Origin of the sequence: Bradyrhizobium sp. 4 (assembly GCF_023100905.1) — a bacterium.
Classification (GTDB): Bacteria; Pseudomonadota; Alphaproteobacteria; order Rhizobiales; family Xanthobacteraceae; genus Bradyrhizobium.
In genome coordinates, this window is the sequence record NZ_CP064686.1 from 5218335 (window position 1) to 5243775 (window position 25441).

Here is a 25441-nt window from a genome sequence, read left to right on the forward strand (position 1 = left end):
CTCACACCTCGAACGCGGGCTTTATCGGCACGGCCGCGACCGCGCCACGATCAAGCAGCAGCTCGATCTTCACCAGCACATGTGCGATGCGATCGAGAACCTGCTGCACATTGCGTTGCGTCTGCATTGCATCCGGCGACCACGCCTCGGTCACCAATCGTGCGCCGACGCAGAGGCGCAACACGGCCTGCGGCGCGCTGTCCTGCCGCTCCAGTCGGACCGGCTGGCCGACGAGACAGCGCTGGGCGGCCACTTGCCGGTCCGCCGCGCTGCCGCTGATCTCCTCGGCCATGTCGCACGCCAGCGCCCGATGCACGGCGCTGGTCTCGGCGATCGAGACCGGCTTGCCGCCGCGCAGCAGCGTGAACGGAAAGATCGTGGCTTGTGCGAATTCCTCGTCGTCCGCGCCTGACTTCTCGATCGCGGTGGGAACGGCGCGAAGCGACGGCGACAACGCGATCATGCTGTCGATGCCGGCTGCAAGCTCGGCCAGCATCCTGGCGCGGAAAGCCCCGGGCACGGCGTAGTAGCTGCCGATCTCGGCCAGCGCCGCCTCCCAGCGCAGCCATTGACCGAAATTCGGCCGGCGCTCGAAGCGCGAGCGTAGCGTCGTCCACGCCACCGGCCAGTCGCAGCGGCCGGCATAATCGAAGATGCCAGGCGCGATCGCGCCCATCCGGTCGATCGACCGCGACAGGCCTTTCGGCAGCAGCAGCGCACCGCTGAAGGCGGGTCCGCCGAAGAATTTCGAACCGGTGATCAGCACCATGTAACCGCGGTCGAGATAGCCGCGCAGCCGCCGGCGGCCGAGCCGCGCCTGACAAGCATCGACGACGAATTGAACCTTGCGCGGCCAGCGCCGCGCGATCTCATCGAGACAGGCCTCGCTTGGAGCGCGCCAACCGAGTTTTGACGAATCCATGATCTGCAACAAAACGCGGCGGCCTTGCGCGAGGCTGGTCTCGACCGCGCGCAGCACGGCGGCATCGGCATCGGTGCGCATCGCAATGCCGGCCGCCATGTCGATCAGCGGCACAGCAATGCTGTCGCCGGCGAGCCCCGTCACCGCGCCGTCCTTGCGCACGGCCATGCCGCCTGCGGTCATCGTGCTGAAATGGTGGCCGCGTGCAGTATGCGGCGTTCCGCTTCCGGTCTGGTCGGCGCCGACCACGATCGTCACCGGCGCCGCGCCGAGCACTGCGCGCGCCGCGAACAGGGCGAGAAGCTGGGAGTCCGTGCCGGACGGCGAGAACACGACGTCGATGCGCGACGAGAGCGCAAGGTGGCCGCGCAGCTCCTCGCGCATATCTTCGCAGCGGGCGTCAAAGGCGATTTCGACCTCGTCGAACAGGCACTTGTGCATCAGCTCTTCGCGCGCCAACGCGGCACGGTCATAGGCCATCTGCGAGATCGTCGACGCGGTTGCGGAGGCGAAATTCCAGAGCTCCGGCTCCGGCGAAGCCGCGCAGCCATAGGCGTTGACACGGTCGTTCGGATCGAGCGCCAGCCGCGGGTCTCCGCCGGAGGCGAGCAGCGTATCCAGCGGTGTGAAGAGATCGCGCAGGCGATAGCGCGAGCCGCCGTCGGACGCGCGCTCGCTGGCTGACAGACGGGATGCGCCGGCGCTCATCCCGAAAGGCTCACGCCGCATCGGCCGCCGCCGCGGGCGCCGCTGCGAATTGCGAGGTGATGTCGCCGTGGAACACCGACGGTCCGACGTGATCGAGCGAGCTCTGGATGTCGGCCCAGATCTCGCCGCCGATGTCGGTCCAGCGCTTGCAGAAGGCGAAGTCCTCGGACAGATAGGTGCCGGTCGCCGCATCGATCATGCATTCGAACAAGGCAAACCGGTTCTGGCTCGCCGCCAGCGTATCGTGCGAATGCTCGCGGAAGAATTGCAAAGCCGCGTAGTCCGGATGGCGGCACATCGCCTCGAGCACGGAGCGCCGGATCATCAGGAAGCCGGTGCCGGCGTAGCGCACACGGGTGAATCCGTTCACTACCACGATGCGGTCGGGGTCCCCGATCTCGAGCACGTAGTCGAGCGATGCGGCCGGCACGTCGGCGCGGCCGGACTGGATCGCCCGCGCGGCCTTGTCCCAGTTGATCCGCTTGATCGGATAGCAGCCGGCGACGACGTCCGCGCCGCACTCGATCAGCCGGAACACCTGCTCCGGCTTGAAGCCGATGTCGGCATCGATGAACAGGAAATGCGTCGCTTCGGGATCGTCCAGGAACATCGCGGCCAAATTGGCCCGCGCGCGCGTGATCAGCGCATCGCCGTCGCGCAGCAGCACCTTGAGCTCGAGATTGGCCATACCGTGCACCGCGCGCTGGAGCGCGAAGATCGAGCTCGCATAGATGCTCGTCACCTGCCCGCCGAAACATGGCGTGGCCACCACCAGTTTCATCTTCTCCGACATCGTCAGCTCCGCCCCGCTGCAATCCTCACCAAGAGGTAAAGAGGCATGGTTAACGGCGCCTTAACGCCCGCCTACAGGAACTTGACGAGCGAGAGCTGCGCGAGGTTCGAGGTCACCTGGTAGGACGCCTGGAGTGCATTCTGGAGCGACAGGATCTCGCTCGCAACTTGGTCCGGCGGCGCCGATTCCGCCTGGTCGATGATAGTCTGGAGCTGCGCCTTGGCCTGGGTCTGGCGCGTACCCGCGTCCTTCATGGTGTTCTGGGCCATCGCGATGTCGGTCTGGATGTCCTCGATGCGCTGCTGGCCGGGCTGCTTGGTCAGGGCCTGCGTCACCCGCAGGCTCAGTGCGGCGACCTGCCCGCCCGAATACTGCCCGGTCGGCGAGGTCGAGAACGTCCCGAACACGGCGACTGCCTGCAGCTCCTTGCGGATCGCGTCCTCGTTCGCCTGCGCGCCATACTGCACCGTGACGGAATCGTCGACCCGGGCCATCGCGGTGGAGCGCGGCGAGCCGGGGCCGTCATTGCCCAGGTACCATTGCACGGTGGTGGCCGAGCCGTTCACCAGCGTCGTCGCCGAGCCGAGGGGCGACGAGCCGACGCGCAGCGGAGCCTTTGCCGCCGTGACCGGGGAGGTCGTGAAGCCGAGCGCCGCGAACGCCGTGCTGTTCGAGCTCGTGATGTTGAGGCTCCCGGGATCGTCCGTGTTGATCGTGATCACGCCGCCATGGATGGTCGACGGCTTCGTGGTGCCGGTGATCTGATCGATCTTGCCAAGCAGAGTTGTGATGTTGTCGGTGATGTTGATCTGGTTTGGGCCGCTGGCGCCCGAGGCGACAAAAGTCAGCGTCTGACCGTTCACCGTGATCGTATCGGGATTAACGGCAGGCGGACCCGCCGACCCCGCCTGGAACGCCGCCGAGAGGACTTCCGGGCCGCCCGTGGTCGCAGTGCCGCTCAGCACAGTTGAACCGGTGATCTGAGGCGTCGACGCCACGCTGCCGCGCGTCACGCTGCTGAGACCGAGCGCCGTGGCCGCCGCGCCGCCGGTGACCGCCACGTCCGTGCCGGTGCCGGTCGCGATCTGGATATTGCCGCCGGCGCTCAGAGTCACGTTGGCGGCGGGGATGCCGGCGGCAGTCGCGATTGCATTCAAGATATCAGACACCTTCGCGGCGCTGCCCGAAGCCAATCCGATCGTGGTATTGCCGCTAGCCGTCGTGACAGTGGTGACGTTAGGGTCGAAGGTAATGGTATGGGCGCCGCTCGCGCCGGTGATGGTCAGGGTGGTACCGGTCGGAGCGTTGGCGAGCGCGTTGAGAATGGTCCCGTTGAGATGGGGTGTCGCCGAAGAATCGAGCGACGTGGTCGTAGACGCAATCGCCAATGCGCTGTCCTGCAACGCGACCGAGCCCGTCCCGGTCGTCGAGGTATAGGAGCGCAGATTGCCGGTGGCCGCCACATTCGCGGTGGCTGATCCCGCCGTATTGAAGAAATTGTCGCCGGCGGTGACGGCGGAGGCCGCCACCAGCGAGGTGCCGGCGAGCTTCTTGATCGCGGTGTTCAGCGCGGTGTTGAGGTTCGTCGCCGTGTTGTTCGGGTTGACCGGGACGCTTGCATCGATGGCAAAGCTGCCGACAGGCGTCGGCGTCGCGGTGGACGCCGTCAGGTCAATCTGCTCGGTCGAGCCATCGGGCAGCGTGAACTGCACGCTGAGCTTGTCGCCATTTTTCGGATTGACGCCGTTGAGGTCGACCGAGAACGACACCGGCGAGCCGCTCGGGCCGGTGACCGTCGCGCCGGTCAGCGTCGAGGAGACTGCAGCGATCTTCAGGCCGAATGGCGATACGGCCGCGTCCTCCGAGACCATCACAGAGCTCGGCGTCGGCTGTGGCGTCGCCAGCACCAGCCGGCCCATGCCATTGGCGCCGAGGTCGGCGGCCTGGCGCTCCGCCATGACGGTCTTGAAGCCCGCCTGCGTCGTGGTGCCGTTGATGATGTCGCCGGCATTCGCGACCGACGGCGTGTTGAAGGCGGTGCCGGAGAACAGATAGCGGTTGCCGGATTGCGTATTGAGAACGCCGACCATCGAGCCGAATTGCGCAGCTGCGGTGTTTTGCGCAACCGTCTGGCCGTTGACGTTGAGATCCTGCGCGGTGTTGGCCGAACCCGTCTGCACCGTGTTGCGGATCGTGGTCAGCGACTGCAACGCGGTATTGGCGAGGTTGATGCTGACGTTGACGTTGGTCATCGTGTCGGTATAGGCGGCGATGTTGGAGAGTTGCGCGCGCCCGGCGATCGCAAAGCCCTCGTTGGTGCCCATGCCGGAATAGTTCTGCGACAGCTTGCCGGTCGAGAGCTGCGTCGACAGGTCGGTGAGCTGCTGGTTGATGTTGCGGATCTGCGAGCCGAGAACCGACGAGGAGTAGTTGATGCTGCTGATCGACATGTTTCAGAGCCCTGTTACTTGTTACACTTGAGCCTGGAGCAGCGTGTTCATCATGCTCTGCACCACCGACATGACATGAGCGTTGGCGGCATAGGCATTCTGGAGCTGGATCAGGTTCGACATCTCCGAGTCCAGGTTGACGCTGGCGGTCGAGTTGAACTTGGCCTGCAGCGTCGAGACCACGACGCTCTGGCCCTGCTGGAGCTGGGTCGCCTGGGTCGCGGCATTGCCCTGAACGCTCAGGAACTGCTGGAGGTAGTTCGAGACGCTGCCGGTGAAGGGCTGGCTCGCCGAGCCCAGACCGGATTGCGGCGAATAGGAGAACACCGCCGAGGTGAGCTGCGAATAGAGATAGTCCGAGCGCGCGGTGTCGCCGGTGGGCGTCACCGGCGAGGTGTTGTAGATCGACAGCCTGGTCGGGTCGGTCACGAGCTGCGTGTTCACGGCGATGCGCCCGGCAAGGCCGGTCATCTGCGAACCCGATGCCGTGATCGCGCCGGTGTAGAGCGCCTGGCCGCCATCGGTGAACAGCGGCAGTTGCGGATTGCCCGAGGTCAGCGACGAGATCGTCTTGGTGATCGAGGCCGAATTGACCTTGGCGAGGCCGCTGTTGTCGTCGGTCACCCGCAATGTGGTGGCCGTCGCCGGCGACGGGGCGGCGGCGAACGACAGATGCGAGCCGGAAAGTGCAGTGTTGAGTGCCGAGGCGATCGCGCTCATGCCGCCGGAGAAGTTCACCCCGATCTGCATCGGATTGGCGTTGGTGGGGTTCTGCAGCGGCAGCGCCGCCGGATCAGTTACGTTGACCAGCGTGACCTGTCGCTTCGTGTTGGTGGTCGTGTCGGTGTAGCTGAAGTTGACGCTGTTGCCCGGCGCCGCCCCGGCAAGGTCGAGATCGAAGCCGGCCGGCGGGCCGGTGACCGTGCCGCCGGCCGTGGTCTTGTCCGACAACGCGCTCGACATCGTTGCGGCGAACTGGTCGATCTGGTTCTGCGCCTGCACCAGCGTCTGGTCGCGCAGCTTCAGATCGGCCGCGATCTGGCCCGAAGACACCACGTTGTTGGCGATGACGTCGACCGACGATCCGTTCGGGAGCTTGATGTTGAACGCGCCAACGCCGGATTTGGCCGGATCGATATTGTAGAGCGAAGTCGCCGACAGCGCACCGGCGGACGCAAAGGTGAATTGCGAGGCCAGCCCGGCGCCGACCAGCTGGATGCCGGTGGTGGTGTAGATGTTGGCCTGATTGGACCCGTCGACGGTGACGTGGACGTCGACATATTTCGACAGCGTGTTGATGGCCTGGTCGCGCTGGTCCATCAGCGTCGCAGCCGAGGGGTCGTGTTCCGACAGGCCCTGGAGCCGGGAGTTGATGTCGGCGACTTGCTGCATCGCCGCGTTGGCCTGCTGCGCCGAGGTGCTGAGATCCTGCTCGACGTTGGAGCGCAGCGACTGGATGCCCTTGGTGGTGAGGTTGAGCTGCTGCGCCAGCGTCTGCGCGGCGCCGAGCGCAACCGTTTGCGCCGACGACGAGCCCGCGTTGGTCGACAGCGCCTGCAGCGCCGTGGTGAAACTGTTCAGCGCGGTTTCGAGCGTACCGCTGTTGCCGGGCGTGCCATAGACATTCTGAAGCTGCTTCAGAATGTTGGCCATCTGGTCGGCGTAGCCGCCGCCGCCGGTCTCGGTGCGCAGCTGCTTCTGCACATAGGTGTCGAGCTCGCGGCTGACGCCGGTCGTCGTCACCGTCGAGCCGAAGTCGCCGGTGGTGACCTCGATCTGGTTCGGCGTCTGGACGACGTAACCCGGCGTCTGCGAGTTGGCGACGTTCGAGGAAACGATCGAGAGCGCAGCCTGATTGGCACGCAGACCGCTCATCGCACTGGCGAGGGCTGAACTCAAACCCATGTTGACTTGCCGCCTTTGGTTACGTCACGCCTCAATCAGCGCAACACGTTCAAGAGGTCCTGCACCATCGTATTCGCCGTCGTGATCACCTTGGTGTTGGCCGAATAGGCCTGCTGGGTCACGATCAGCTTGGTGAATTCGTCGGCGATGTCGGTGTTCGAGCCTTCCAGCGACGAGCCGCTGATCGAACCGGAAGCGCCATCGATCGCTGCGCCCGACTGTTCGGTCGCTGAGTATGCGCCGCCGTCCTGCGCCTTCAGGTAGTTGGTGCCGTTGAAGTGCGACAACGAGACCTGTGCGAGGTCGAGGTTCTGGCCGTTGGAGAAAGTCCCGACCACGAGGCCGTTGTTGTTGACGGCAACCGAGCGAAGCTGACCGGCGGCATAGCCGTTCTGGGTGATGGTGTTGATGGTGACCGCGCCGCTGGTGCTGGCATATTGCGTCAGTCCGCCCGAGGAGATGTTGAAAGAGACCGAGCCCAGCGATTGGCCGCTGACGCTGACGTTGTTGATGGTGATCCCCGAGCCGCTCGGCGAGGTCAGCGAGCCGTCGGCGGCAAAGGTGAAGGCCTGGCCGGTATTGACCCAGCCGACGGTCGTGCCGGTCGCATTCGGGTCGGTCTGGTAGAACATGTTCCAGCTATCGGCATGGCCCGCGCCCAGCGAGGCGCTGTCGGTCTTGGCCCAGCGCAATTGCAGGTTCACCGGCGTGCCGGCCGCGTTGTAGGCGGTCACCGCGCCACCGCTGATCGATTCCTTGGTGAAGGTGGCGATGTCATTGCCGATCACGCCGCCGGTACCGGCAACGCCACCACCGTCACGATTCTTGGTGATGGTCGAGGTGAAGCCGAGCGCGGCGAAGGCTGCGCTGTTGGAGCTCGCCACCGACAGGTTGGAAGCTGTGCCGGTGTTCAGCGTGATCACGCCGCCACTGCTGACCGACGACCCCGTTGCACCGGAGAGCGCGTCGATCTTGCCGAGCAGCATCGTGATGTTGTCGGTGACGTTGATTTGGTTCGGGCCTGACGCGCCGGCCGCCATGAAGGTCAGCGGCTGACCATTGACCGTGATGACGTCGCCGGCGGAGAAGCCCGATGTGATCACCTCGGCGCCGCCGGCCGCCGCCGCGCCGCTCAGCACCGTGGCGCCCGAGATTGCTGGGGAGGACAGCACGTTGCCGCCGCGCGTTACGCTGCTGATGCCGAGCGCCGTGGCTGCCTGGCCGCTACCAACCGGTACGTCGGTGCTGGTGCCGCTGGAGATCACGATGTTGCCGCTGGGGTTGAGCGATGCGGTAACGCCGGCGCCGCCGGCCAACTGGATGGCGGAGATGATGCTGGCCACCGTGGCCGTCGTGCCTGCGCCGAGACCGATCGTGGTATTGCTGCCGGCCGTCACGACAGTGGTGCCGCCGTTGAACGTGATCGTGTTGCCGTTGACGGTCAGCACCTGGCCGCTGAGCGCGGTGAGGGTGGTGGAGGCGAGATGCGTACCCAGGGCGTTGTCGAGCGAAGTTGTGGTCGATGCGACCGCCGCAGAGTTGTTCTGGAGCGCCGCTGTGCCGGTCGCCGTGGTCGACGAGTATGGTGAGCGAATATTGCCGGTCGCGGCAGCGCCGGACGTTGTGGCGTTTGCATACGGCGGAGGCGGCGTGCCGACCGGCAGCGGGTTGGCCGCGAAGTCCGATGGGTTCAGTCCGCCGGCCGCCAGCAGCGTCTTGGTCGCCGCCGTCGTGCTCGCCACGGTGTTCGGCTGGGTCGGCAGGTTGGCCGCGTACTGGATCGATGTGGTCGCCTGCGCCGGGATGAAGTTGTTCTGGAATTTCAGGACTGTCGCGACGTTGCCTTGCGGGTTGCCGGTCTTCGGGTCGACCGTGACACCCATCAAATAGTAGCCGGCGCCATTGACCAGATTGCCGTTGGCATTGAGCTGGAAGTCGCCACGCCGCGTGTAATAGGTGACGCCGCTGAACACCGGCGCGTTGTCGACCACGCCCGTCGCCTTCTGAATCGAGAAGAAGCCGTCACCGGTGATCGCCATGTTGGTGGCGACGCTGGAGCCCGAGATCGTACCCTGCGTGGTGATGGTGGCCTTGGCGTTGGCCGTCACGCCGCCCGCGACCTGCTTGCTCGGGACCGATGAGTCGGGAATGAGATCGACGAAGCTGGTGCCGATGCCCTTGTAAGCGGTGGTGGATGAGTTCGCGATGTTGCCGGAAATGTTCTGCAGGGCGTAGGACTGCGCCTGCAGGCCACCCACCGAGGTGTTCATTGCATCGAAGATACCCATAACTTTGTCTCCAGATCCGATCTCGGCGGCCGGTCGACCATGGCCGCAGTCGGAGGAGACTGTCGCAAGGGCTATGCCAATGCGGGTACTTTCACGAAATCAATGACTTAATGAAAAAGCCCCGGTCTGACGACCGGGGCACAATTGCCGGGACCGGCAACAATTGCCGGACGAAACCTAGGTTGCGGACGCCGCCGCGGGATGGAAGACCAGCCCGAAACCGTCGATGCAGTAGCGCAGTCCGGTCGGCTTGGGACCGTCGTCGAAGACGTGGCCGAGATGGCCGCCGCAGCGCCGGCAATGCACCTCGGTCCGGAGCATGCCAAAGGTGCGATCCTCGGTCTTGCCGACATTGCCCTCGATCGGCTGGTAGAAGCTCGGCCAGCCCGTGCCGCTCTCGAATTTGGTGTCGGAGGCGAACAGCGGCAGGTCGCAGCCGGCGCAGGCGAAGATGCCCTTGCGGTGCTCCTTGAGCAGCGGGCTGGAGCCCGGCCGCTCGGTGCCCTCCTTGCGCAGGATCTCATATTGCTGCGGGGTGAGCTGGGCACGCCATTCGGCGTCCGTCTTCTCGATCTCGAATTTTTGCGCGGCTTTCTCTCCAGCCTCCGCGGGCGATGCTCTGAGCCAGCGGAAGGCCGCAAGGCCGAACAGGCCGGCGACGGTCGTCAACAGGATGCGGCGGTCAAACATCTCATTCTCCATGCGGGAGCGTCTACGCCCTGAGATACGGGCTCTCACGGCAGACGTTACACTTCCGGGCGGGATTTTTCTCGGGTCTCTTGCGGGACGCTGTCGTCGCGCGAGACCGGTTCCGGGGCTGGTTCCGAGGCTGGTTCCGAGGCTGGTTCAATGGCTTCTGCCGCAGTTTTGGGCGGCTGGGCAAGCCGCGGCCTGACGCCTGACGGAGGCCGGCGCGGACCGGTGCCGGCGGCCCGGTTGGCTTCGGCGAGGCGTGTCTCGCGTTCTCTGTCCCTGACCCTGGCACGTTCACGATAGCGCGCAAGCGAGCCTGCGGCAGCGGAACTCGCCCTACCCCAGATTCCGACCAGTTGGCCGGCAACCCGCCCCGTCGTTCCCCCCGCCCAGACCAGCTCGAACGGCGAGAACAGCTTCCAGCGCTCGTCGCCCCACAGGATGCTGCGCGCGATCATCTGCCCGGCCATGGCCGAGGTGTTCATGCCCTGGCGGCCGAACCCGCTGGCCACCCACAGGCCTTTGCGCAACTGGCCGATCTGCGGCATGCCATGCACGGTCTGGCCGGTGGCGCCGCCGAAGGTCTCGGTGATTTCGACATTGCCGAGTTGGGGGAAGATGGACCAGATCCGCCGCCTGACGGCGCCCGCAAAGCGTTGTGGTCGCGCCGCCCAGGTGGTCTCCGGGCTCTCCCACATCAGGCGGTCGCCATCGACGATCCGGAAATGATCGACGCCGTCGGAATCCATCACCGATCCCTTGAAGGCGATGATCTCGTGCACGCGCTCGCCGAGCGGCGCGGTGATGCCGGCATAGCGCCAGACCGGCAGCAGCGTCTCCGACAGGCGCCGCAACGGCGCACCGAGATGGATGTTGCCGGCGAGCACGATATGGGTGGCGCGCAGCCGCGCCGAGGGCGTGACGATGCGCTTGCGGATGCCGGAATGATCGATGCTGACGACCGGCGTATCCTCGAAGATGCGCGCCCCCGCCCGCCGCGCCAGCGCCGCGAGGCCGTGCACATATTTGCGCCCGTCGACCTGGAACGCCTTCGGATAATACACGCCATGGAAGTAGTGATCGGTCTTGAGCACCTCGCGGACGCGATCGACCTGCCAGCCCTCGGCCTCGGTGTCGAAATCCTCGTTCAGCATCTGCAAGCGGCTGATCAGCCGGTCGCCGGCATCGACGTTGGAGACCTCGAGCACGCCGGCGGTCGGGCCGATCCCCGGCATGTTCTCTTCCGTGGCGTTGGCCCGGACGAACTCGGCGCCCGCTTTCGACAGCGTCCACAATTCCCGCGCGTCCTCGAATCCGATCCGCTCGATCAGTTCGGCTAGCGGCAGCGCGAAGCCCGGCATCACGGTGCCGAGTTGATTGCCGGAAGCGTTCCAGCCGATGTGGCGGCCCTCGAGCACCGCGACGCTGGCCCCCAGCCGGGCCGCCTCGAGCGCGATGGACAGTCCGGCAAGCCCGGCCCCGATGACGCAAATGTCCGCATCGAGGTCGAACGACAGCCGCGCCCGGTCGCGAAAGCCGGCTTCTTCCTGGGACACGCTTGTGAAAGTCTCGCTCATGTCGTTTCTTAAAGGACTGAGCGGCCGCTTGTCACCTTGTCCTCGACCAGCGCCTGTAGATTATCCTGGTTGTGTAACGATTCGAGAATGCCATGCGCCGTTTGCTGCTGCTGCGTCACGCCAAGACCGAGACCGACGCGCCGAGCGGCCGTGATCAGGACCGCCGGCTCGACGACCGCGGCCACAAGGATGCCGCCGAGATCGGCGACTGGATGGCCTCCCATCCCCCCTTTCCCGAGGCCGTGCTGGTGTCGCATGCGGTCCGGGCCCGGCAGACCTGGGACATCGCCTGGGAGACCATGAAGGACCGCGTCGCCGCGCCGCAGGTGGAGGTCCTGCCGGAACTCTACGCCGCCGATCCCGCCCAGATCCTGGAATCCATTCGCACTGCAACCGTCCCGGCCGACCCGAAGCAGTTGCTGGTGGTCGGCCACAATCCGGGCATGCACGAGATCGCCCTGATGCTGACGGGCGGCGGCGATCCCGCCGCCGCCAAGGCGCTCGCCGACAACCTGCCCACGTCGGGGCTTGCGATCTTCGACTTTGACGTCAAGGATTGGGGCGACGTGGCTTACCGCCGCGGCAAGCTGGTGCAGTTCGTCAGTCCGAGGTTGCTTCGAAGTTAAGGCTGCTTCGATCGGGTTGATCGCGCGACGTGCCGGCAAGACGTCCTGACTGGAAGATTTGGAGGCGCAGATGTTCAAGTCCATCCTCGTGCCCATCGACCTCGCCGACACCGACCTCGCCAAGCCGGCGATCGCGACCGCGGCAACGCTGTCGCAGACCTGGAGCGGCGTGGTGCGCCTGCTCAACGTGCTGCCGATGACGCCGGTGATGCTGGCCGAATACGTGCCGGCCGATTTCGACGAACAGCAGCGCCAGACCTCGGAAGAAGCCCTCGCCATCGTCGCACGCGAGTCCGGCATCGAGCCTTCCCGCATCTCCAGCGTGGTGCGCCAGGGCGGCATCTATCACGAGATCCTGGAGGAAGCCGTGCACATGAAGGCCGAGCTGATCGTGATGACCTCGCACCGACCGGCGATGCGCACCTATTTCCTCGGCTCCAATGCCGGGCATGTCGTGCGCTACGCAAAATGCTCGGTGCTGGTGGTGAGGCACTGAGGGTTGCGGCAAAACTCAGCATTGCAAGCAGCCAGGCCGTAGCCCGAATGAGCGAAGCGATACCCGGGGCAGCTCGTGTCACGATTTCCGGATGTCGCTTCGCTCATCCGGGCTACAAGCCCTTGCATTGCCCGTCGGGCAAAACACCCAAGCTGTCGGTCAACGCCCGCCGCTAAAATATTCCACTTTACCGAAATTCGGAAACGGCGTATGTGTCGCGGCAACCCGGCCCAAGGAAGAGGGGCGTATCGCGATCGTCACGAACGCGGGCCGGACAGCGGCGGACGCGGGCCACACCGGCGCGAATGGCTTCGCAGGGCGGGCAACCGTGAGCGAAAGCGTCGCGCACACGACCGGTGTGATCAGCGTACGGCAAAACCGTGTCGTCCTGACGCCCGGGGTCTGTGCGTCAAGTCTTGTGGTGATGTGGCGGCCCGACCGGGTTCGCAGCATCAGCCATCCGCAAGGCGACGGGGGCAATAGTGCATCGCTCCCCGGGGAGAGCACGGCATAAGCCGTAAAACCACTGCGCAGGGAAGGCCGGACGTTTTGGCTCCGCCTGTATGCCGCTGTGCAAATTTCCTACTGCAACATCGCACAGTGGACCGCGGGTGCCAGCCGGCGCCCGGTCTTCCCTGCGCCCTCTTTCAACTGAGGGCAAGGCGATGAAGCAAAGCTCGGGCAAAACAAGCCGCGAGAAGGCGAAGGTGTGTCTGCGATGAAGGCGCGAGCTAAAGGAGCGACAGTGCTACCCCCAAACGCCGTCATTGCGAGCGCAGCGAAGCAATCCAGAGTCATTCCGCGGTGGGGAATCTGCATTGCTTCGCTGCGCTCGCAATGACGATGTTGAAGCAGGTGTGCCCGAAGCTCCAGTCCCGGCTCTGCGCAGCAACGCGAAGAGGCGTTGCAGCGCGTCCTGGACACGAGCGAAAGCGCTTACAGATACCGCGTCAGCTCTGCTTTGGCCTGGCCGTAGACCGCGTCCTCGATCTGGCTGCGCGTGATCCCGATGTCGCGCAAGGCCCGGTCATCGAGGTCGTTCAGCGTCTTGACGGCGGAGCGTTGCTCCAGGCGGTCGAACAGCGCATAGGCGCCGTTGGCCAGCTTGCGGAAAAATCCGTCCGACGAGGATGAGCGTAAACTCCGCCCGGCGGGCTGCGAGATCGTGGTCATGGTCCTTCTCCGGCCTGTTGTCCACGCGGCGAAGCGGATGCCGTTGGCGCAAGCGCCCGAGCGCCTGCACCTCATTTGCCTCGGATTGCACTCGCTCTCCTCGGCCCAATCGTGAAGCTTGATGGAACTTAAATGCTCCAGTACACTCCTCGGAGCAAGTGAAACATTGATCTCGGTGCAATAATGTCCAAGTTCGAATACGTGAAGCTTGCCGATGCCATTGCTCTCGATATCTCTAACGGCACGTTAAGACCGGGCGATCGGCTGCCGCCGCAGCGCAATTTTGCCTATGACCGTGGCATCGCGGTCTCGACCGCGAGCCGGGTTTATACGGAGTTGCTCCGCCGCGGCCTCGTCGTCGGCGAAGTCGGCCGCGGCACCTTCATCTCCGGCGCCATCAGGCGCGAGGTCGAGGCGCTGAGCGAGCCGCGCGACGCGCGGATCGATTTCGAGGTCAATTATCCGCTGCTGCCGCAGCAATGGGCGATGATCGCCAAGAGCCTTGCGGGCCTCGAACGCGTCGACGCGCTCGAATCCGCACTGCGCGTCTCCACCAGCACCGGCACCAAGAGCGCGCGCAATGCAGCCGCCGCCTATCTCGCGCGCAAGGATTTCGCGCCGCAGGCCGAGCAGATCGTCTTCACCGCCAACGGCAAGCAGTCGCTCGCGGCCGCCCTCGCAGCCCTCGTTCCCACCGGCGGCCGCTGCGGCGTCGAGGCGCTGACCTATCCTTACGTCAAGAGCATCGCCGCACGGCTCGGCGTGACGCTGGTCCCGATACCGATCGACGAATTTGGCGCGCGCCCCGACGCCATCCAGAAGGCGCATCGCGAGGCGCATCTATCGGCGCTGTATCTCCAGCCCATCATCCAGAACCCGCTCGGCGTCACCATGAACGCGACACGGCGCGCGGACATCATGCGCGTCGCCGAGAAACTCGATCTCACCATCATCGAGGACGCCGTCTACGGCTTCCTGGCCGACGACACGCCGCTGGCCGCGCTCGGACCCGACCGCTGCATCGTGATTGACAGCCTGTCCAAGAAGGTCGCGCCGGGCCTCGCGCTCGGCATCCTGGTCGCGCCGCCACGATTGCGTGAGAGCGTGATGAGCGCGGTCCGCACCGGCGGCTGGATCGCGTCCGGCCATGCGCTGGCGTCCGGGCAGCGGCTGATGGCAGACGGCACCGTCGCCGAGCTGACGCGGCTGAAACGCGTCGACGCCGCGCGCCGCCAGCAGGCTGCGGCAAGGCTGCTCGCCGGCTACCAGCTCGCCGCCGATCCGCGCTCCTATCACCTCTGGCTCACGCTGCCGGCACACTGGCGCTCGCAGACCTTCGTCGCCGCAGCAGCCCGGCGCGGCATCGCGCTGACACCGTCCTCGACCTTCGCGATCGCCCATGGCCACGCGCCGAACGCGGTGCGGCTCGCGCTCGCCCCGCCCTCGTTCGAGCAGCTCGATTCCGGCCTGCGCACGATCGCATCGCTGCTCGGCACCAAGGAAGAGGATTTCGACTCGACGGAGTAGCTAAAGCGTTCTCGAGCGAAGTGGGTACCGGTTCGCGTCAAGAAAACGCGTCAAGCAATAATCTGATGCCGTTCCTCCGCTCAGGCCTCGGGCCATTCCGCGATGAAGCCCCTCGCCTTGTAAGGCTCGATCTTGTCCCATTCGTGCAGCATGCGGCGGCGAAATTCGGGATCGGTGTGCCAGAGCGCGCGCGGCGTCGCAAAGCTGTCGACCGTGAGCAGCATTTTCTCGACCTCCAGCCAGTGCCGGTGCAGCGTCATCGGATAGCGCCGCGCGGTCCAGGTGTTGCCGAGACAGATCACGCTGCGGACATTGTGCAGCCCGAGCGCCGCGTCAATGATCGGCAGCGAGAGGATCACGTTCTCGCCGGTGTTTCGGGCACGATGTTCCTCGAGAATTCGGTCGGCCGGAATGCCCGCCGCGACCATCGCCGCCTTGATGATCATGCACTCGGATTGCTCCGAGCCCGCCGTCACGCCGCCGCTGACAATCGACCAGCGGAAATAGCCCTGGCGCCATAGTCGCGCCGCCGTATCGGCCCGCAGCGTGACGTCCTCTCGGGTGCCGAACATGAACAGGAGGTCCGCCGGCTGCAGCGGCGTATCGATCAGATGTGCGCGGTTGATCTCGGAGATCTCATCCGCCGAAGGCCTACGCGTGCCGCGGTCCATGGTTGACATGGCAGCACGATGCGACACCGCCGCAACGGCGCGAAGTCACGTTTGGTTGCGGCCCATTGCACCCAAGGCAGCAAGGCTATTTAGGGCAGCAAGGCGCTCGGCACGCGATCGAAGCTGTAGCTCCGCGGCTGGTTGCGCCGGACGAACCGGCCGATCTGCCAGGCGAACAGCGCGGCAAAGCCGATGATGAACAGCGCCCCGGCGAATTCGCCGATCGCGAGCGCGCGGATCAGGAGCCCCGTCATCGCCACTGCAAGCACCGCAAGAAAAGCCAGCATTGTCGCGTAGGTCCTGCGGCCGAGGCCCGCGGTCAATTCGGCGCGGCTGCCGGCCTGCGCCATGCGCGCGTGCAACGCGACGATGAAGTCGCGAAAACCATTGTCCTGCGGCGCCATCAGGGCCGCGGTTTGCCAGCTCGTCGAGAGGATCGCGATACGGCCGCCACCGGTGTGGCTGACATCGGCGCGAAAGCGGTGCTGCTGCATCGACACCGGGCGGAACGACAGCCGGATTGCACTGATCTCGTCATAACGCCACAGGGCCGAACGGCCGCCGATGTGCCAGGACAGCCCCTCCTCCGTCAGTTCGAAGCGATGCGCCGAGCCGATCAGCGACGCCTTGTAGGCGTAGCTCGCGCCCGCAGCCGCCTCAGCTCCCGAATCCTGCATCTTCACAATCGATCCAATCCGGGCGATCCCATCTGCGATCCGCTTGCGTGAGCGCCCTGCCCCATCCTACAAGCGGGACATGGCTGAGACGATTTTTTTTCCGCGCCGCCTGATTCTCGGCGCCGCCGTGATCTCGGGCGTGCTGCTCGCGCTCGCCGTGCACATGCTGGGCGCGCGCTACGGGCTCGACCTCGGCGGCCTCTGGCACTCGGATACGCACGAGTTCATACCGGCGGGCGCGGCGATCGCCTGGTGGCTGATCGCCTCCGTCGGCTTCTCCGGCGGCTATTTCACGGCGACATTGATGCAGAGCGCCGTCTCGGGCCAGATCCCGCAACGGATGCGGCAATTCCTGATCGCGGTCGGCGTGCTGCTGCTTGCGGGCGCAGGCCAGGTGGCCTCGGCGCCGAGCCCGGTGCCGACGGTCTCGGGCGTGCTGGCGGGGATTGCCGCGCTAGGCCTCGGTGCCGTGATGGCGTTCTGCGGCGCGCATTTCGCACTGCGCCGCGGCTAACCTCAGGCGGTCGCGCGCAACGGCGGTCGGTCCAGCATGATCGCGACATCGGCAGCGGGCCGCGGCTTGCTGAACAGATAGCCCTGCGCCTGGGTGCAGCCTTCGCGCCGGAGCAGCTCGAGCTGCGCGTCGTTCTCCACCCCCTCAGCCGTGGTGACGATGCCGAGGCTCCGGCCCAGCCCGGTCACGGCGCGGATGATCGCCATGGAATCCTCACGCGTCGCGAGTTCCGACACGAAGGAGCGGTCGATCTTGATCTTGTCGAAGGGGAAGCTGCGCAGATAACTCAGCGATGAATAGCCGGTGCCGAAATCGTCGAGCGAGATGCGTACGCCCATGGCGCGGAGGTCGTGCAGCGTGGCCAGCGTCGCCTCGCTGTTCTGGAGCAGCACGGATTCGGTGATCTCGAGCTCGAGACGGCGCGCGTCGAGTCCGGACGCGACCAGCGCCTCGGTCACGGATGCGATCAGGTTCGGATTCTTGAACTGCACCGGCGACAGGTTGACGGCGACGTCGACATCGTCGGGCCAGGTGGCCGCGTCCGTGCAGGCGGAGCGCAGCACGAATTCGCCGAGCTGGATGATCAGTCCGGTCTCTTCGGCCAGCGGAATGAAGTTCATCGGCGCGATCAGGCCGCGCTCTGGATGGTTCCAGCGCAGCAGCGCCTCGAACGCGACGACGCGACCGCTGACGACGTCGCGGATCGGCTGATAGTAAGCCTCGAACTCGTCGCGTTGCAGGGCGGCGCGCAGGTCCATCTCCAGCAGACGCCGCGCCTGCGCGCGCGCATCCATGCCGGTCTCGAAGAACCGATAGGTGCCGCGGCCGTCAGCCTTGGCGCGATACAGCGCGAGGTCGGCGTTCTTCAACAGCTCGTCGGGATTGCTGCCGTCCTGCGGCGACAGCGAGATGCCGATCGAGACGCCGATGATGATCTGATGGTCGTCGATCTCATAGGGCGCCGAGATCACCTCGACCAGGCGGCCGGCAAGGGATCTTGCCGCGGTTTCCTCCGAACGTCCGATCTGAACCACGGCGAACTCGTCGCCCCCGAGCCGCGCCACCGTGTCGCTCTCGCCGACGGTGGCCTTCAGCCTGCGCCCGACCTCCTTGAGCAGCGCGTCGCCGATGGGATGGCCGAGCGAGTCGTTGATGTCCTTGAAGTGATCGAGATCGAGACAAAGCACCGCGAGCTGGTCGCCCGATCTGGTCCGGCGCAGTCCCTGCACGAGCTGCTCGTGGAACAGCACACGGTTCGGCAGGCTGGTCAGCGCGTCATGGCGGGCCATGTGCGAGATCTTGGCCTGGGCCTCCAGCCATTCGGTGATGTCCTCGAAGGTCGCGACCCATCCGCCGCCCTGCATCGGCTGGTTCACGACCCGGATGGAGCGGCCGAACCTGGTCACGACGTCCGTCGTGGTGCGGCTCTCGCGCGCGTCGGCGACGAGGCGGGCGAAGAATTCGCCGGCATCGCCCTGCCACTGACCCTTCGCCTGCTCCTCTCGCAGCACGTCGACGAGCAGCCGGCCGGTGAGCAGGATGTCGGTGCGGCCGAGCATCGCGGCATAGCGCTCGTTGAACAGGATGATCTTGCCGTCCGCATCGAACATGCACAGTCCCTGCGACATGTTCTCGAGCGCCGTGTCCAGCACGATCCGCTGGCGGCCCAATTCGCCCTTGGCGCGGCGGTCGAGCAGCGCGGCCACGAGCGCAATCGCGATGATCGCGACCGCGGCACCCGCTGTGAAGAAGGACAACGAGGCCGCCGGGATCGATAACCCGCTGGTCGCGAGCGTCGGATCCGGCGTCAGAACGACGGCGCCCATTGCGGTGAAATGATGTGCGACGATGGCGACCGTCAGCAGGGTGCTCGCGGTTAGCGCATGGAACAGGTCGTCGCGCCGCGCAGCGACAAACAGCGCGAGCGCCGCAAAGACAATTCCGAACAGCACCGAGGCGGCAACCGTGCTCCCGATCCAGTCGACGCGTGCCGGCATCTCCAGCGCCGCCATGCCGGTATAATGCATCGTCGCGACCGCGGTGCCGACGATGGCGCCGCCGAGCACGATCCACGGCGCGCGCGCGGAGGATGCCGCCAGACTCAGCCCCACGAAGGTTAAGGAGATCGCGAGGATCAGCGAAAGGATCGTCACCGGGATGTTGTAGGCGCCGGCGCCGCCCGGCCCGTAGGCGAGCATCGCAATGAAATGCGTCGCCCAGATGCCGCATCCGCTGACGGCGGCATCCAGGGCGATCCAGACCAGGCGCCCGGAGCCGTGCGTCGCGCGCGCCCGGTGAAACAGGCTGATCGCCGCCGCGCTTGCGAGAAGGCACACCGCGCCGCCAAGCGCGACGAGCCGCCAGTCGTGCTCCTCGGTGAGACAGTAGAGAACTTGATACATTGCGGGCCCCTATCGACCCGCACTTGAACCGACAGAGATGGACAGTCGGTAACCGGCTACACGCCCGTTTCGGGGATGGTGAACGGAAGCTGTGTGCATTCGCTCGGATTGTTCATCCGCGCGCCGGCGCGCCGAGGCCGATCACGGCGGCGGCGAGCAGCAGCACGGCCGCCGACACGACCAGCGACAGGTGCAGGCCCATCATGAACGCGCCCTCCGAGGCCACCAGCGAGCCGAACAGCGCGACGCCGAGCACGCTCCCGGTTTGTCGCGTCGCGTTCAGCACGCCCGCAGCGATACCGGAGCGTGCCTTCTCGACGCTGCCCAACAAGGTCGAGGTCAGCGGCGGCACCAGCAGCCCAAGTCCGCTGCTGATCGCGATCATCTGCGCAAAGATCGCCCAATAGCTCGTGCCGGCTTCGATCCAGAGCAGGCCGACGCAACCGAGCGCCGAGACGCAGGCGCCGACGACGATGGTCGGGCACGGGCCGATCCGCTCGGCGAGGCGCGGCGCCAGCAGATTGACCGGCAGCACCACGCCCATCATCGGCACGAAGGCGAGACCGGTCCACCATGCCGACAGCCCGTTGATCCTCTGGAAATACAGGCTGAGCACGAAGATCAGGCCGTAGATCGCGATGTTGACGAGCAGGCCGACGAGCGAGGTCAGCGCGAACAGCCGGTGGCTGAACAGCGACAGCGGCAACATCGGCTGTGCCGCACGGCTCTCGCGCCAGACGAAGAGCACGGCGAGAATTGCGGCTGCGACGAAGGCCGCGATCACAGCTGGATGGTCCCAGCCAAGCGCGCCACCTTCGATGATCGCGCCGGCGAGCGCCCCCAGCGCACCAATTGCCGCGAGCTGGCCCGGCAGATCGATCTCGCGCGAGCGAGCCCGCGTGGTTTCGCTGGCGTATCGCCAGCTCAGCCACATGCCAATGAGTCCGACCGGCAGATTGACCAGGAAGATCGCGCGCCAGCCGACCAGCGTGATCAGCGCGCCGCCGACGAAGGGGCCGGCAGTGAGCGCGAGGCTCGCACCGGCGGCCCAGATTGCAACGGCGCGGCCGCGCTCGCGGTCGTCCGGATAGGCATGATTGAGCAGGGCAAGAGAGTTCGGCACCAGGATCGCCGCCGCCAGGCCCTGGACCAGCCGCGCCCCAATCAGCACGGTCGCATTGGGCGACAACGCGCAGGCGAGCGAGGCCACGGTGAAGATGGCGAATCCCGCCATGAAGACGCGCTTGGCGCCGATGCGGTCGCCGAGCGCGCCGGCCGTCAGGATGAATGCGGCAAACGCAATGGTGTAGGCGCTGACCACCCATTGCAGCTCGGCGACGCCGCCTCCGAGCGTCCTGCCCATTGCATCGAGCGCGGTGTTGACGATGGTGACGTCAAGCTGCACCACGCCATAACCAAGGCTCATCGCGGCAAGGGTGAGGGATGTCGCAAGGCGCGAGCCGGCATGCGGCGCGCCGGTTCCGAAGGCTTCGTATTTGACGGTGCTTACTCGCATGCTGCCATCTCGGTTGCAGCCCCATGCGAACGATACGCTTCCAACCCGCCGTCATGTTACGACAACGATCGAATGATGAATGCATGATGGATATGTGATGCGCGAGCGTCGCGCGAACGGCCGCGCGACGCTCTGTCCTGATCCAGGCCGCGCCTTGCCCTAGCTCGCCGCGCGCAGGTTCACCTTGCTCTCGGCGAGCGTGGTCAGCTTCTTGTCGGTCGCTTTCTCTTCTTCCAACGTCTTGGCGAGCACGTTGGCGCAGTCGTTGCGGCCGAGTTGCTTCGCCCAGGCGATCAGACTGCCGTAGCGGACGATCTCATAATGCTCCGCCGCCTGTGCCGCGTTGATCAGCGCGGCGTCGAGCACCGCCTTGTCGGCGACTTCGCCGGCGGTCTCGTCGGCTTCCTCGATGATGCCGTCGATCGCCGGGCAATCGACCGCCTTCACCTGCGCACCGTGCATCTTGAACACTTCCTCAAGGCGCTTCACGTGCTCTTTGGTTTCTTCGAGGTGCGTCAAAAAGCCCTGCTTCAGCTGCGGATCGGTCGCTTTATCCGCCATTTTCGGCAGAGCCTTGGTGAGCTGCTGCTCGGCGTAATAGATGTCCTGGAGCTGATGCACGAACAGGTCGTTCATGGTTTTGATGTCTTTTGTGAACAATCCCATCGGTCCGATCCTCTCGGGTTGTGGGAACACGGAGGCACCGGCTTGCAGGAGAAGCCGGTTATTCCGCCATGTTCGATTGCTGATGCGGCACTAACCAGCGCGCGGCACCGTCGTTCCAAAAAAGCCCGCATCCCTTGCGCTGGAACAATGCTGGCCGTGCAGGATCTGAGACCATGTCACGGACGGACGCGACCGATCCCACGACTCATATGCTTAACGCGCGTCCGATGTGAACCGCGTATGACAAAGTGGCTGGTCCAAGCTGGTCCAAGGCAGAACCTATCCTTGTCAAGGGCTGCACAAGTCACTGTTTTTGCCTTAAATGAGCTACATCATGCCTAGCGATCCAAGCCCACATCGGGCACTGATCGCATCCGACCAGCCAATGTCTGGCCTGGTCGGTCTTGCCCCCCGCCGGGAGGATGAATGCACGGACTGCTGACCGCGCTGAAGCGCGGCTTCAAGAGATGGATCGGCTGGCGGCGACTCGGCGTTGCGGCGAGCGTCTTCATCATTGCGTTCGCGATCACCACGCTGGTACGGACGCTCAAGGGCATCGACACCGGGGTCATCCTGACCGCGTTGACCGAGATCCCCCGCGGTAACATCGGGCTGGCGGCGATCTGCGTATGCTTCGCGTTCTGTACGCTGACCTTCTACGATTTTTTTGCACTGCGAACGATCGGCAAGAAGCACGTGCCCTATCGCATCGCAGCGCTCTCCAGCTTCACATCGTATTCGATCGGCCACAATATCGGCGCCACCGTCTTCACCGGCGGCGCGATCCGCTTCCGGATCTATTCGGATTACGGGCTGAATGCGATCGATGTCGCAAAAATCTGCTTCCTGTCGGGCCTGACCTTCTGGCTCGGTAACATCTTCGTGCTCTCGATCGGCATGGCCATCCATCCGGATGCCGCCTCCTACATGGATCAGCTGCCGTCGTCGATCAACCGGCTGATTGCGCTCGGCGGCCTCGCCTCGATCGGCGCGTATCTGGTCTGGCTGTGCATGGGCGAGAAGCGCCGCGAGCTGGGTCAGAAGGGCTGGAAGGTGGTGCTGCCGTCAGCGCCGCTGACGCTGGTGCAGATCCTGATCGGCGTCGTCGATCTCGGATTCTGCGCGCTGGCGATGTACCTTCTGGTGCCGGCCACGCCGCAGATCGACTTCCTGTCGCTCTCGGTGGTGTTCATTTTGGCGACATTGCTCGGCTTTGCCAGCCACGCCCCCGGTTCGCTCGGCGTGTTCGACGCCGCCATGCTGGTGGCGCTGCCGGAGTTCGGCCGCGAGCAGCTTCTGGCCACGCTCCTTGTCTTCCGCATTCTCTATTTCGTGATCCCGTTCGGACTGGCCATCTCCATCATGGGCACACGCGAGCTCTGGATGAATGTGGTGGAGCCCTGGCAGGAGCGCCGAAGGCTGGCGGAGGCCTGCGCGCAGGCCAACCTGCCCAAGCAGGTGGCAGCGATTGAGCGCGAGCGGTCGCTGCGGCAGGCCAGCAAGCGCTGAGCATGATGCGGAAAAGTGCGAAGCGGTTTTCCGGAAAGATCATGCTCCAACGATAGTCCGCTAGACGCCGGCCAGCAAAACCGTCAGACCGATGTTGCACGCGGAGAGCAACTCTCTTATTTCCGCCTCAACTTTGCCGTTGAAAATGCGGGCCATGATCCCTGTATCCCTTCGCCGTTTCCTCGCTGGTGCCCTGCTGCTCGCCGGGCTCCTCACCGCCCTGCCGCTGGAGCGGGCGGCCGCGCAGGACGCAGGCGCCATGCAGATCAGCTGGGAGGTGCGCAACCGCTTCCGGCTGTTCCGCGAAGAGCGCGACTTCCTGCTCCATGTCGAGAACGCACGTAACCGCAGCATCCTCGCCGCCGAGCAATCGCTGGAGCTCCAGAGCGAGGGCCGCGGCTGGGCCCGGAACATGGTCAACCGGCTCTGCATCGACCTCCAGGGCCGGGTCAACCAGCCCTGCACCCGCGACAACACGAAGGAAAACTACCTCACCCCCCTCGACCATCCCGTCACCGTGCGTCTCGCCGGCGCGGTGCCGGTCGGCGCCACCTGCGCTTGGTCGTTCGACGACGGCGACGGGCCGCAACAATCCACCTTCGACTGCGCCGAGCCGATCAATCTGCGGGTCCGCTACGGCAAGCAGACGGTCGCGACCGTCGACGTCTCCTCCGGCTCCGATCCAACCCAGCGGGTCCAGACCGAGATCCAGGTCCGCGACATCTTCGTCGCTGGCCTCGGAGACAGCATCGCCTCGGGCGAAGGCAATCCGGACCGGCCGCTGGCGCTGTCGGACGAAGGTTTTTGCTTCCGCTCCTATCTCGGCACCGCCGGCGCGCAGTATTACCGGCCGAGCCGCGCCGGCTTCAAGGGCGGCCGCGCCTGCGAAGCGCCGGATACGCTTGCCAACTGGCAGCGCTACAGCGCGCTCTGGTTCAACTCGCCCTGCCATCGATCGCTCTACAGCTACCAGGCCCGCACCGCGCTGGCGCTCGCGGTACGCTACACCCACGTCGCGGTGACGTTTCTGCCGCTCGCCTGCACTGGCGCCAGCATCAGCGACGGGCTGCTCGGCTCGCAGCGTGCCCGTGAATGCCCGCCCGGCAAGACCGGCGTCTGCAACATCAGCGTGAACGCGCAGGTCGCCGAGCTGCGCGAGGCGCTCACCGCCGCCAGGAAACGCCAGCCCGAGCGCACGCTCGACCTCGTGCTGCTCTCGGTCGGCGCCAACGACGTCTATTTCTCGGGCCTCGTCGCCGACGTTATCGTGGAGACCGCAACCGAGCGCGCGATATTCCGGCGCTCCGGCGTGATGGCGAGCGTCGATGATTCCCGCGATGCGCTGGCGCGCGAACTGCCGCAGAATTTCGTCAAGCTGCGCGAGGCGCTGAAGCCGCTGGTCGGCGGCGACCTCTCGCATGTGGTCTACGTCTCCTACGCCAACCCGGCGCTCGCCGATGGCGGCGTGCCTTGCCGCGGCGGCCGCGCCGGGTTCGACATTCATCCGTCCTTCAACGCCGATCCGCAGCGCCTCGCCCGCGTTTCGACCTTCGTCGACACCGAATTCCTGCCGCAACTGAAGGGGCTCGCCACCTGCACCCGCGGCGCGCTGTGCCGCGATCCCGAGGCCGACCGCATGACCTTCGTGGATTCGCATCAGGCGGCGTTCGCCGATCACGGCTTCTGCGCGCATTCGGGCAACGATCCCGAATTCGACCGCACCTGCTTTGCCGAGAACGGCCAGAGCTTCAATCCTGACATCGTGAGCGCGGCGAGCCAGCCGATGCTGTGCGGCCGCGGCGCCTCCGAATTCCGCGCCTATCTGCCGCGCGCGCGCTGGATCCGCGACGCCAATGACAGCTATTTCGCCGCGATGACCTATCCGCAAGGCTTGCCGGCAGCAAGCCAGCCGACTGACATCCACGACGCGACCTGGGGCGTGCTCTCCGCCGTCTATGGCGGCGCCGTGCATCCGAGCGCCGAAGGCCACGCCGCGATGGCGGACGCGGCACTGCCGGCCGCAAGCGCCGTGCTGGGGCTGGATGCGGCACCGCCGGGCGTGACACGCGGGCTGCTCGCGCCGCTGCTGCCGGCGGCGCAGCAGTAGGCACCTGCGCCAAAATGGCGCAGGCGACCTCTCCGGCCTAAATTGAATGCACGACTTCGCCAATGCACGCTAAAGTTGGGCGCAGGGGCTTGGGTCAGACCAAATGCTCGCACGCCCGCCTACGTCACACGGAGGAGGCTGCCTTGGCGAAGCGATCAGCGAGAGGTCCGGCCAAGAAGCGACCGCGAGGTCCCACGCAGCGTAGCAGATCGGCGACCCAA

General features: G+C 65.7%; 19 protein-coding genes. 6 read left to right on the forward strand and 13 right to left on the reverse strand.

Features of this window, described 5'->3' with window-relative positions:
• Position 1: 1 nt before the first annotated feature.
• The 7 genes from IVB45_RS24920 to IVB45_RS24950 all read right to left on the reverse strand — a co-directional run bounded on the left by IVB45_RS24920 (position 2) and on the right by IVB45_RS24950 (position 11336).
• Positions 2–1651: a hypothetical protein gene (locus tag IVB45_RS24920; protein WP_247362585.1), complete on the reverse strand. Its 1650-nt coding sequence runs from the start codon at positions 1649–1651 to the stop codon at positions 2–4.
• A complete protein-coding gene (locus tag IVB45_RS24925; RefSeq protein WP_247362588.1) occupies positions 1641–2423 on the reverse strand; it encodes a hypothetical protein in 783 nt (260 codons plus the stop codon). Before IVB45_RS24925 ends, IVB45_RS24920 begins: the two co-directional genes overlap by 11 nt.
• 71 nt (positions 2424–2494) lie before the next feature.
• Positions 2495–4873, reverse strand: coding sequence for a flagellar hook associated protein (locus tag IVB45_RS24930; RefSeq protein WP_247287363.1), 2379 nt, complete (start codon positions 4871–4873; stop codon positions 2495–2497).
• 21 nt (positions 4874–4894) lie between these two features.
• A complete protein-coding gene (gene flgK / locus IVB45_RS24935; protein ID WP_247362591.1) occupies positions 4895–6778 on the reverse strand; it encodes a flagellar hook-associated protein FlgK in 1884 nt (627 codons plus the stop codon).
• A 35-nt stretch (positions 6779–6813) separates the two neighbouring features.
• The gene (locus tag IVB45_RS24940) at positions 6814–9066 is read right to left on the reverse strand and encodes a flagellar hook-basal body complex protein (protein WP_027566879.1); all 2253 of its coding nucleotides are present in this window, start codon (positions 9064–9066) and stop codon (positions 6814–6816) included.
• A 177-nt stretch (positions 9067–9243) separates the two neighbouring features.
• Positions 9244–9756, reverse strand: coding sequence for a peptide-methionine (R)-S-oxide reductase MsrB (gene msrB / locus IVB45_RS24945; protein ID WP_027566878.1), 513 nt, complete (start codon positions 9754–9756; stop codon positions 9244–9246).
• A gap of 56 nt (positions 9757–9812) precedes the next feature.
• A complete protein-coding gene (locus tag IVB45_RS24950) occupies positions 9813–11336 on the reverse strand; it encodes an FAD-binding oxidoreductase (protein WP_247362593.1) in 1524 nt (507 codons plus the stop codon).
• A gap of 92 nt (positions 11337–11428) precedes the next feature.
• Between IVB45_RS24950 and IVB45_RS24955 the strand changes: the two genes are divergently transcribed.
• Complete coding sequence (locus tag IVB45_RS24955) at positions 11429–11962, forward strand: histidine phosphatase family protein (RefSeq protein ID WP_247362596.1); 534 nt, start codon at positions 11429–11431, stop codon at positions 11960–11962.
• Between the two features lie 70 nt (positions 11963–12032).
• Positions 12033–12458, forward strand: coding sequence for a universal stress protein (locus IVB45_RS24960; protein ID WP_007602088.1), 426 nt, complete (start codon positions 12033–12035; stop codon positions 12456–12458).
• 936 nt (positions 12459–13394) lie between these two features.
• On the opposite strand, the gene IVB45_RS24965 is transcribed toward IVB45_RS24960, so the two are convergent.
• The gene (locus IVB45_RS24965) at positions 13395–13631 is read right to left on the reverse strand and encodes a DUF1127 domain-containing protein (RefSeq protein ID WP_247362598.1); all 237 of its coding nucleotides are present in this window, start codon (positions 13629–13631) and stop codon (positions 13395–13397) included.
• Between the two features lie 183 nt (positions 13632–13814).
• On the opposite strand from IVB45_RS24965, the gene IVB45_RS24970 reads away from it, so the two are divergent.
• Entirely contained in the window at positions 13815–15158 is a 1344-nt protein-coding gene (locus IVB45_RS24970; protein ID WP_247287368.1) for a PLP-dependent aminotransferase family protein, read from the forward strand.
• 80 nt (positions 15159–15238) lie between these two features.
• On the opposite strand, the gene IVB45_RS24975 is transcribed toward IVB45_RS24970, so the two are convergent.
• Together IVB45_RS24975 and IVB45_RS24980 are read right to left on the reverse strand one after the other, a co-directional pair.
• Complete coding sequence (locus IVB45_RS24975) at positions 15239–15838, reverse strand: YdcF family protein (protein ID WP_247362600.1); 600 nt, start codon at positions 15836–15838, stop codon at positions 15239–15241.
• Positions 15839–15918: 80 nt separating this feature from the next.
• Positions 15919–16506, reverse strand: coding sequence for a hypothetical protein (locus tag IVB45_RS24980; RefSeq protein WP_247362602.1), 588 nt, complete (start codon positions 16504–16506; stop codon positions 15919–15921).
• 79 nt (positions 16507–16585) lie between these two features.
• Between IVB45_RS24980 and IVB45_RS24985 the strand changes: the two genes are divergently transcribed.
• Positions 16586–17020, forward strand: coding sequence for a hypothetical protein (locus IVB45_RS24985; RefSeq protein WP_027566871.1), 435 nt, complete (start codon positions 16586–16588; stop codon positions 17018–17020).
• Positions 17021–17022: 2 nt separating this feature from the next.
• Here IVB45_RS24985 and IVB45_RS24990 read toward each other — a convergent pair whose 3' ends face one another.
• From IVB45_RS24990 to IVB45_RS25000, 3 genes are all read right to left on the reverse strand, one after another.
• Positions 17023–19422 (reverse strand): EAL domain-containing protein, encoded by a 2400-nt coding sequence (locus IVB45_RS24990; protein WP_247362604.1) that lies wholly within the window; start codon positions 19420–19422, stop codon positions 17023–17025.
• A 112-nt stretch (positions 19423–19534) separates the two neighbouring features.
• Positions 19535–20938 carry an MFS transporter gene (locus IVB45_RS24995; RefSeq protein WP_247362606.1) on the reverse strand — a complete coding sequence of 468 codons (1404 nt, stop codon included), beginning with the start codon at positions 20936–20938 and terminating at the stop codon, positions 19535–19537.
• A gap of 159 nt (positions 20939–21097) precedes the next feature.
• Positions 21098–21604 carry a ferritin-like domain-containing protein gene (locus IVB45_RS25000; protein ID WP_247362608.1) on the reverse strand — a complete coding sequence of 169 codons (507 nt, stop codon included), beginning with the start codon at positions 21602–21604 and terminating at the stop codon, positions 21098–21100.
• A gap of 426 nt (positions 21605–22030) precedes the next feature.
• On the opposite strand from IVB45_RS25000, the gene IVB45_RS25005 reads away from it, so the two are divergent.
• Positions 22031–23113: a YbhN family protein gene (locus tag IVB45_RS25005; RefSeq protein WP_027566867.1), complete on the forward strand. Its 1083-nt coding sequence runs from the start codon at positions 22031–22033 to the stop codon at positions 23111–23113.
• 154 nt (positions 23114–23267) lie between these two features.
• Complete coding sequence (locus IVB45_RS25010) at positions 23268–25220, forward strand: hypothetical protein (protein ID WP_027566866.1); 1953 nt, start codon at positions 23268–23270, stop codon at positions 25218–25220.
• Positions 25221–25441: the final 221 nt, after the last annotated feature.

What these genes read in the sequence shown, in the direction of transcription:
- IVB45_RS24920 (WP_247362585.1), bottom strand. Translation starts at nt 1,651, where the DNA reads ATGCGGCGTGAGCCTTTCGGGATGAGCGCCGGCGCATCCCGTCTGTCA.
- msrB (WP_027566878.1), bottom strand. Translation starts at nt 9,756, where the DNA reads ATGTTTGACCGCCGCATCCTGTTGACGACCGTCGCCGGCCTGTTCGGC.
- IVB45_RS25000 (WP_247362608.1), bottom strand. Translation starts at nt 21,604, where the DNA reads ATGGGATTGTTCACAAAAGACATCAAAACCATGAACGACCTGTTCGTG.
- IVB45_RS24930 (WP_247287363.1), bottom strand. Translation starts at nt 4,873, where the DNA reads ATGTCGATCAGCAGCATCAACTACTCCTCGTCGGTTCTCGGCTCGCAG.
- IVB45_RS24975 (WP_247362600.1), bottom strand. Translation starts at nt 15,838, where the DNA reads ATGTCAACCATGGACCGCGGCACGCGTAGGCCTTCGGCGGATGAGATC.
- IVB45_RS24970 (WP_247287368.1), top strand. Translation starts at nt 13,815, where the DNA reads ATGTCCAAGTTCGAATACGTGAAGCTTGCCGATGCCATTGCTCTCGAT.
- IVB45_RS24955 (WP_247362596.1), top strand. Translation starts at nt 11,429, where the DNA reads ATGCGCCGTTTGCTGCTGCTGCGTCACGCCAAGACCGAGACCGACGCG.
- IVB45_RS24940 (WP_027566879.1), bottom strand. Translation starts at nt 9,066, where the DNA reads ATGGGTATCTTCGATGCAATGAACACCTCGGTGGGTGGCCTGCAGGCG.
- IVB45_RS25005 (WP_027566867.1), top strand. Translation starts at nt 22,031, where the DNA reads ATGCACGGACTGCTGACCGCGCTGAAGCGCGGCTTCAAGAGATGGATC.
- IVB45_RS24960 (WP_007602088.1), top strand. Translation starts at nt 12,033, where the DNA reads ATGTTCAAGTCCATCCTCGTGCCCATCGACCTCGCCGACACCGACCTC.
- IVB45_RS24950 (WP_247362593.1), bottom strand. Translation starts at nt 11,336, where the DNA reads ATGAGCGAGACTTTCACAAGCGTGTCCCAGGAAGAAGCCGGCTTTCGC.
- IVB45_RS24990 (WP_247362604.1), bottom strand. Translation starts at nt 19,422, where the DNA reads ATGTATCAAGTTCTCTACTGTCTCACCGAGGAGCACGACTGGCGGCTC.
- IVB45_RS24965 (WP_247362598.1), bottom strand. Translation starts at nt 13,631, where the DNA reads ATGACCACGATCTCGCAGCCCGCCGGGCGGAGTTTACGCTCATCCTCG.
- IVB45_RS24985 (WP_027566871.1), top strand. Translation starts at nt 16,586, where the DNA reads ATGGCTGAGACGATTTTTTTTCCGCGCCGCCTGATTCTCGGCGCCGCC.
- IVB45_RS24925 (WP_247362588.1), bottom strand. Translation starts at nt 2,423, where the DNA reads ATGTCGGAGAAGATGAAACTGGTGGTGGCCACGCCATGTTTCGGCGGG.
- IVB45_RS25010 (WP_027566866.1), top strand. Translation starts at nt 23,268, where the DNA reads ATGATCCCTGTATCCCTTCGCCGTTTCCTCGCTGGTGCCCTGCTGCTC.
- IVB45_RS24980 (WP_247362602.1), bottom strand. Translation starts at nt 16,506, where the DNA reads ATGCAGGATTCGGGAGCTGAGGCGGCTGCGGGCGCGAGCTACGCCTAC.
- IVB45_RS24995 (WP_247362606.1), bottom strand. Translation starts at nt 20,938, where the DNA reads ATGCGAGTAAGCACCGTCAAATACGAAGCCTTCGGAACCGGCGCGCCG.
- flgK (WP_247362591.1), bottom strand. Translation starts at nt 6,778, where the DNA reads ATGGGTTTGAGTTCAGCCCTCGCCAGTGCGATGAGCGGTCTGCGTGCC.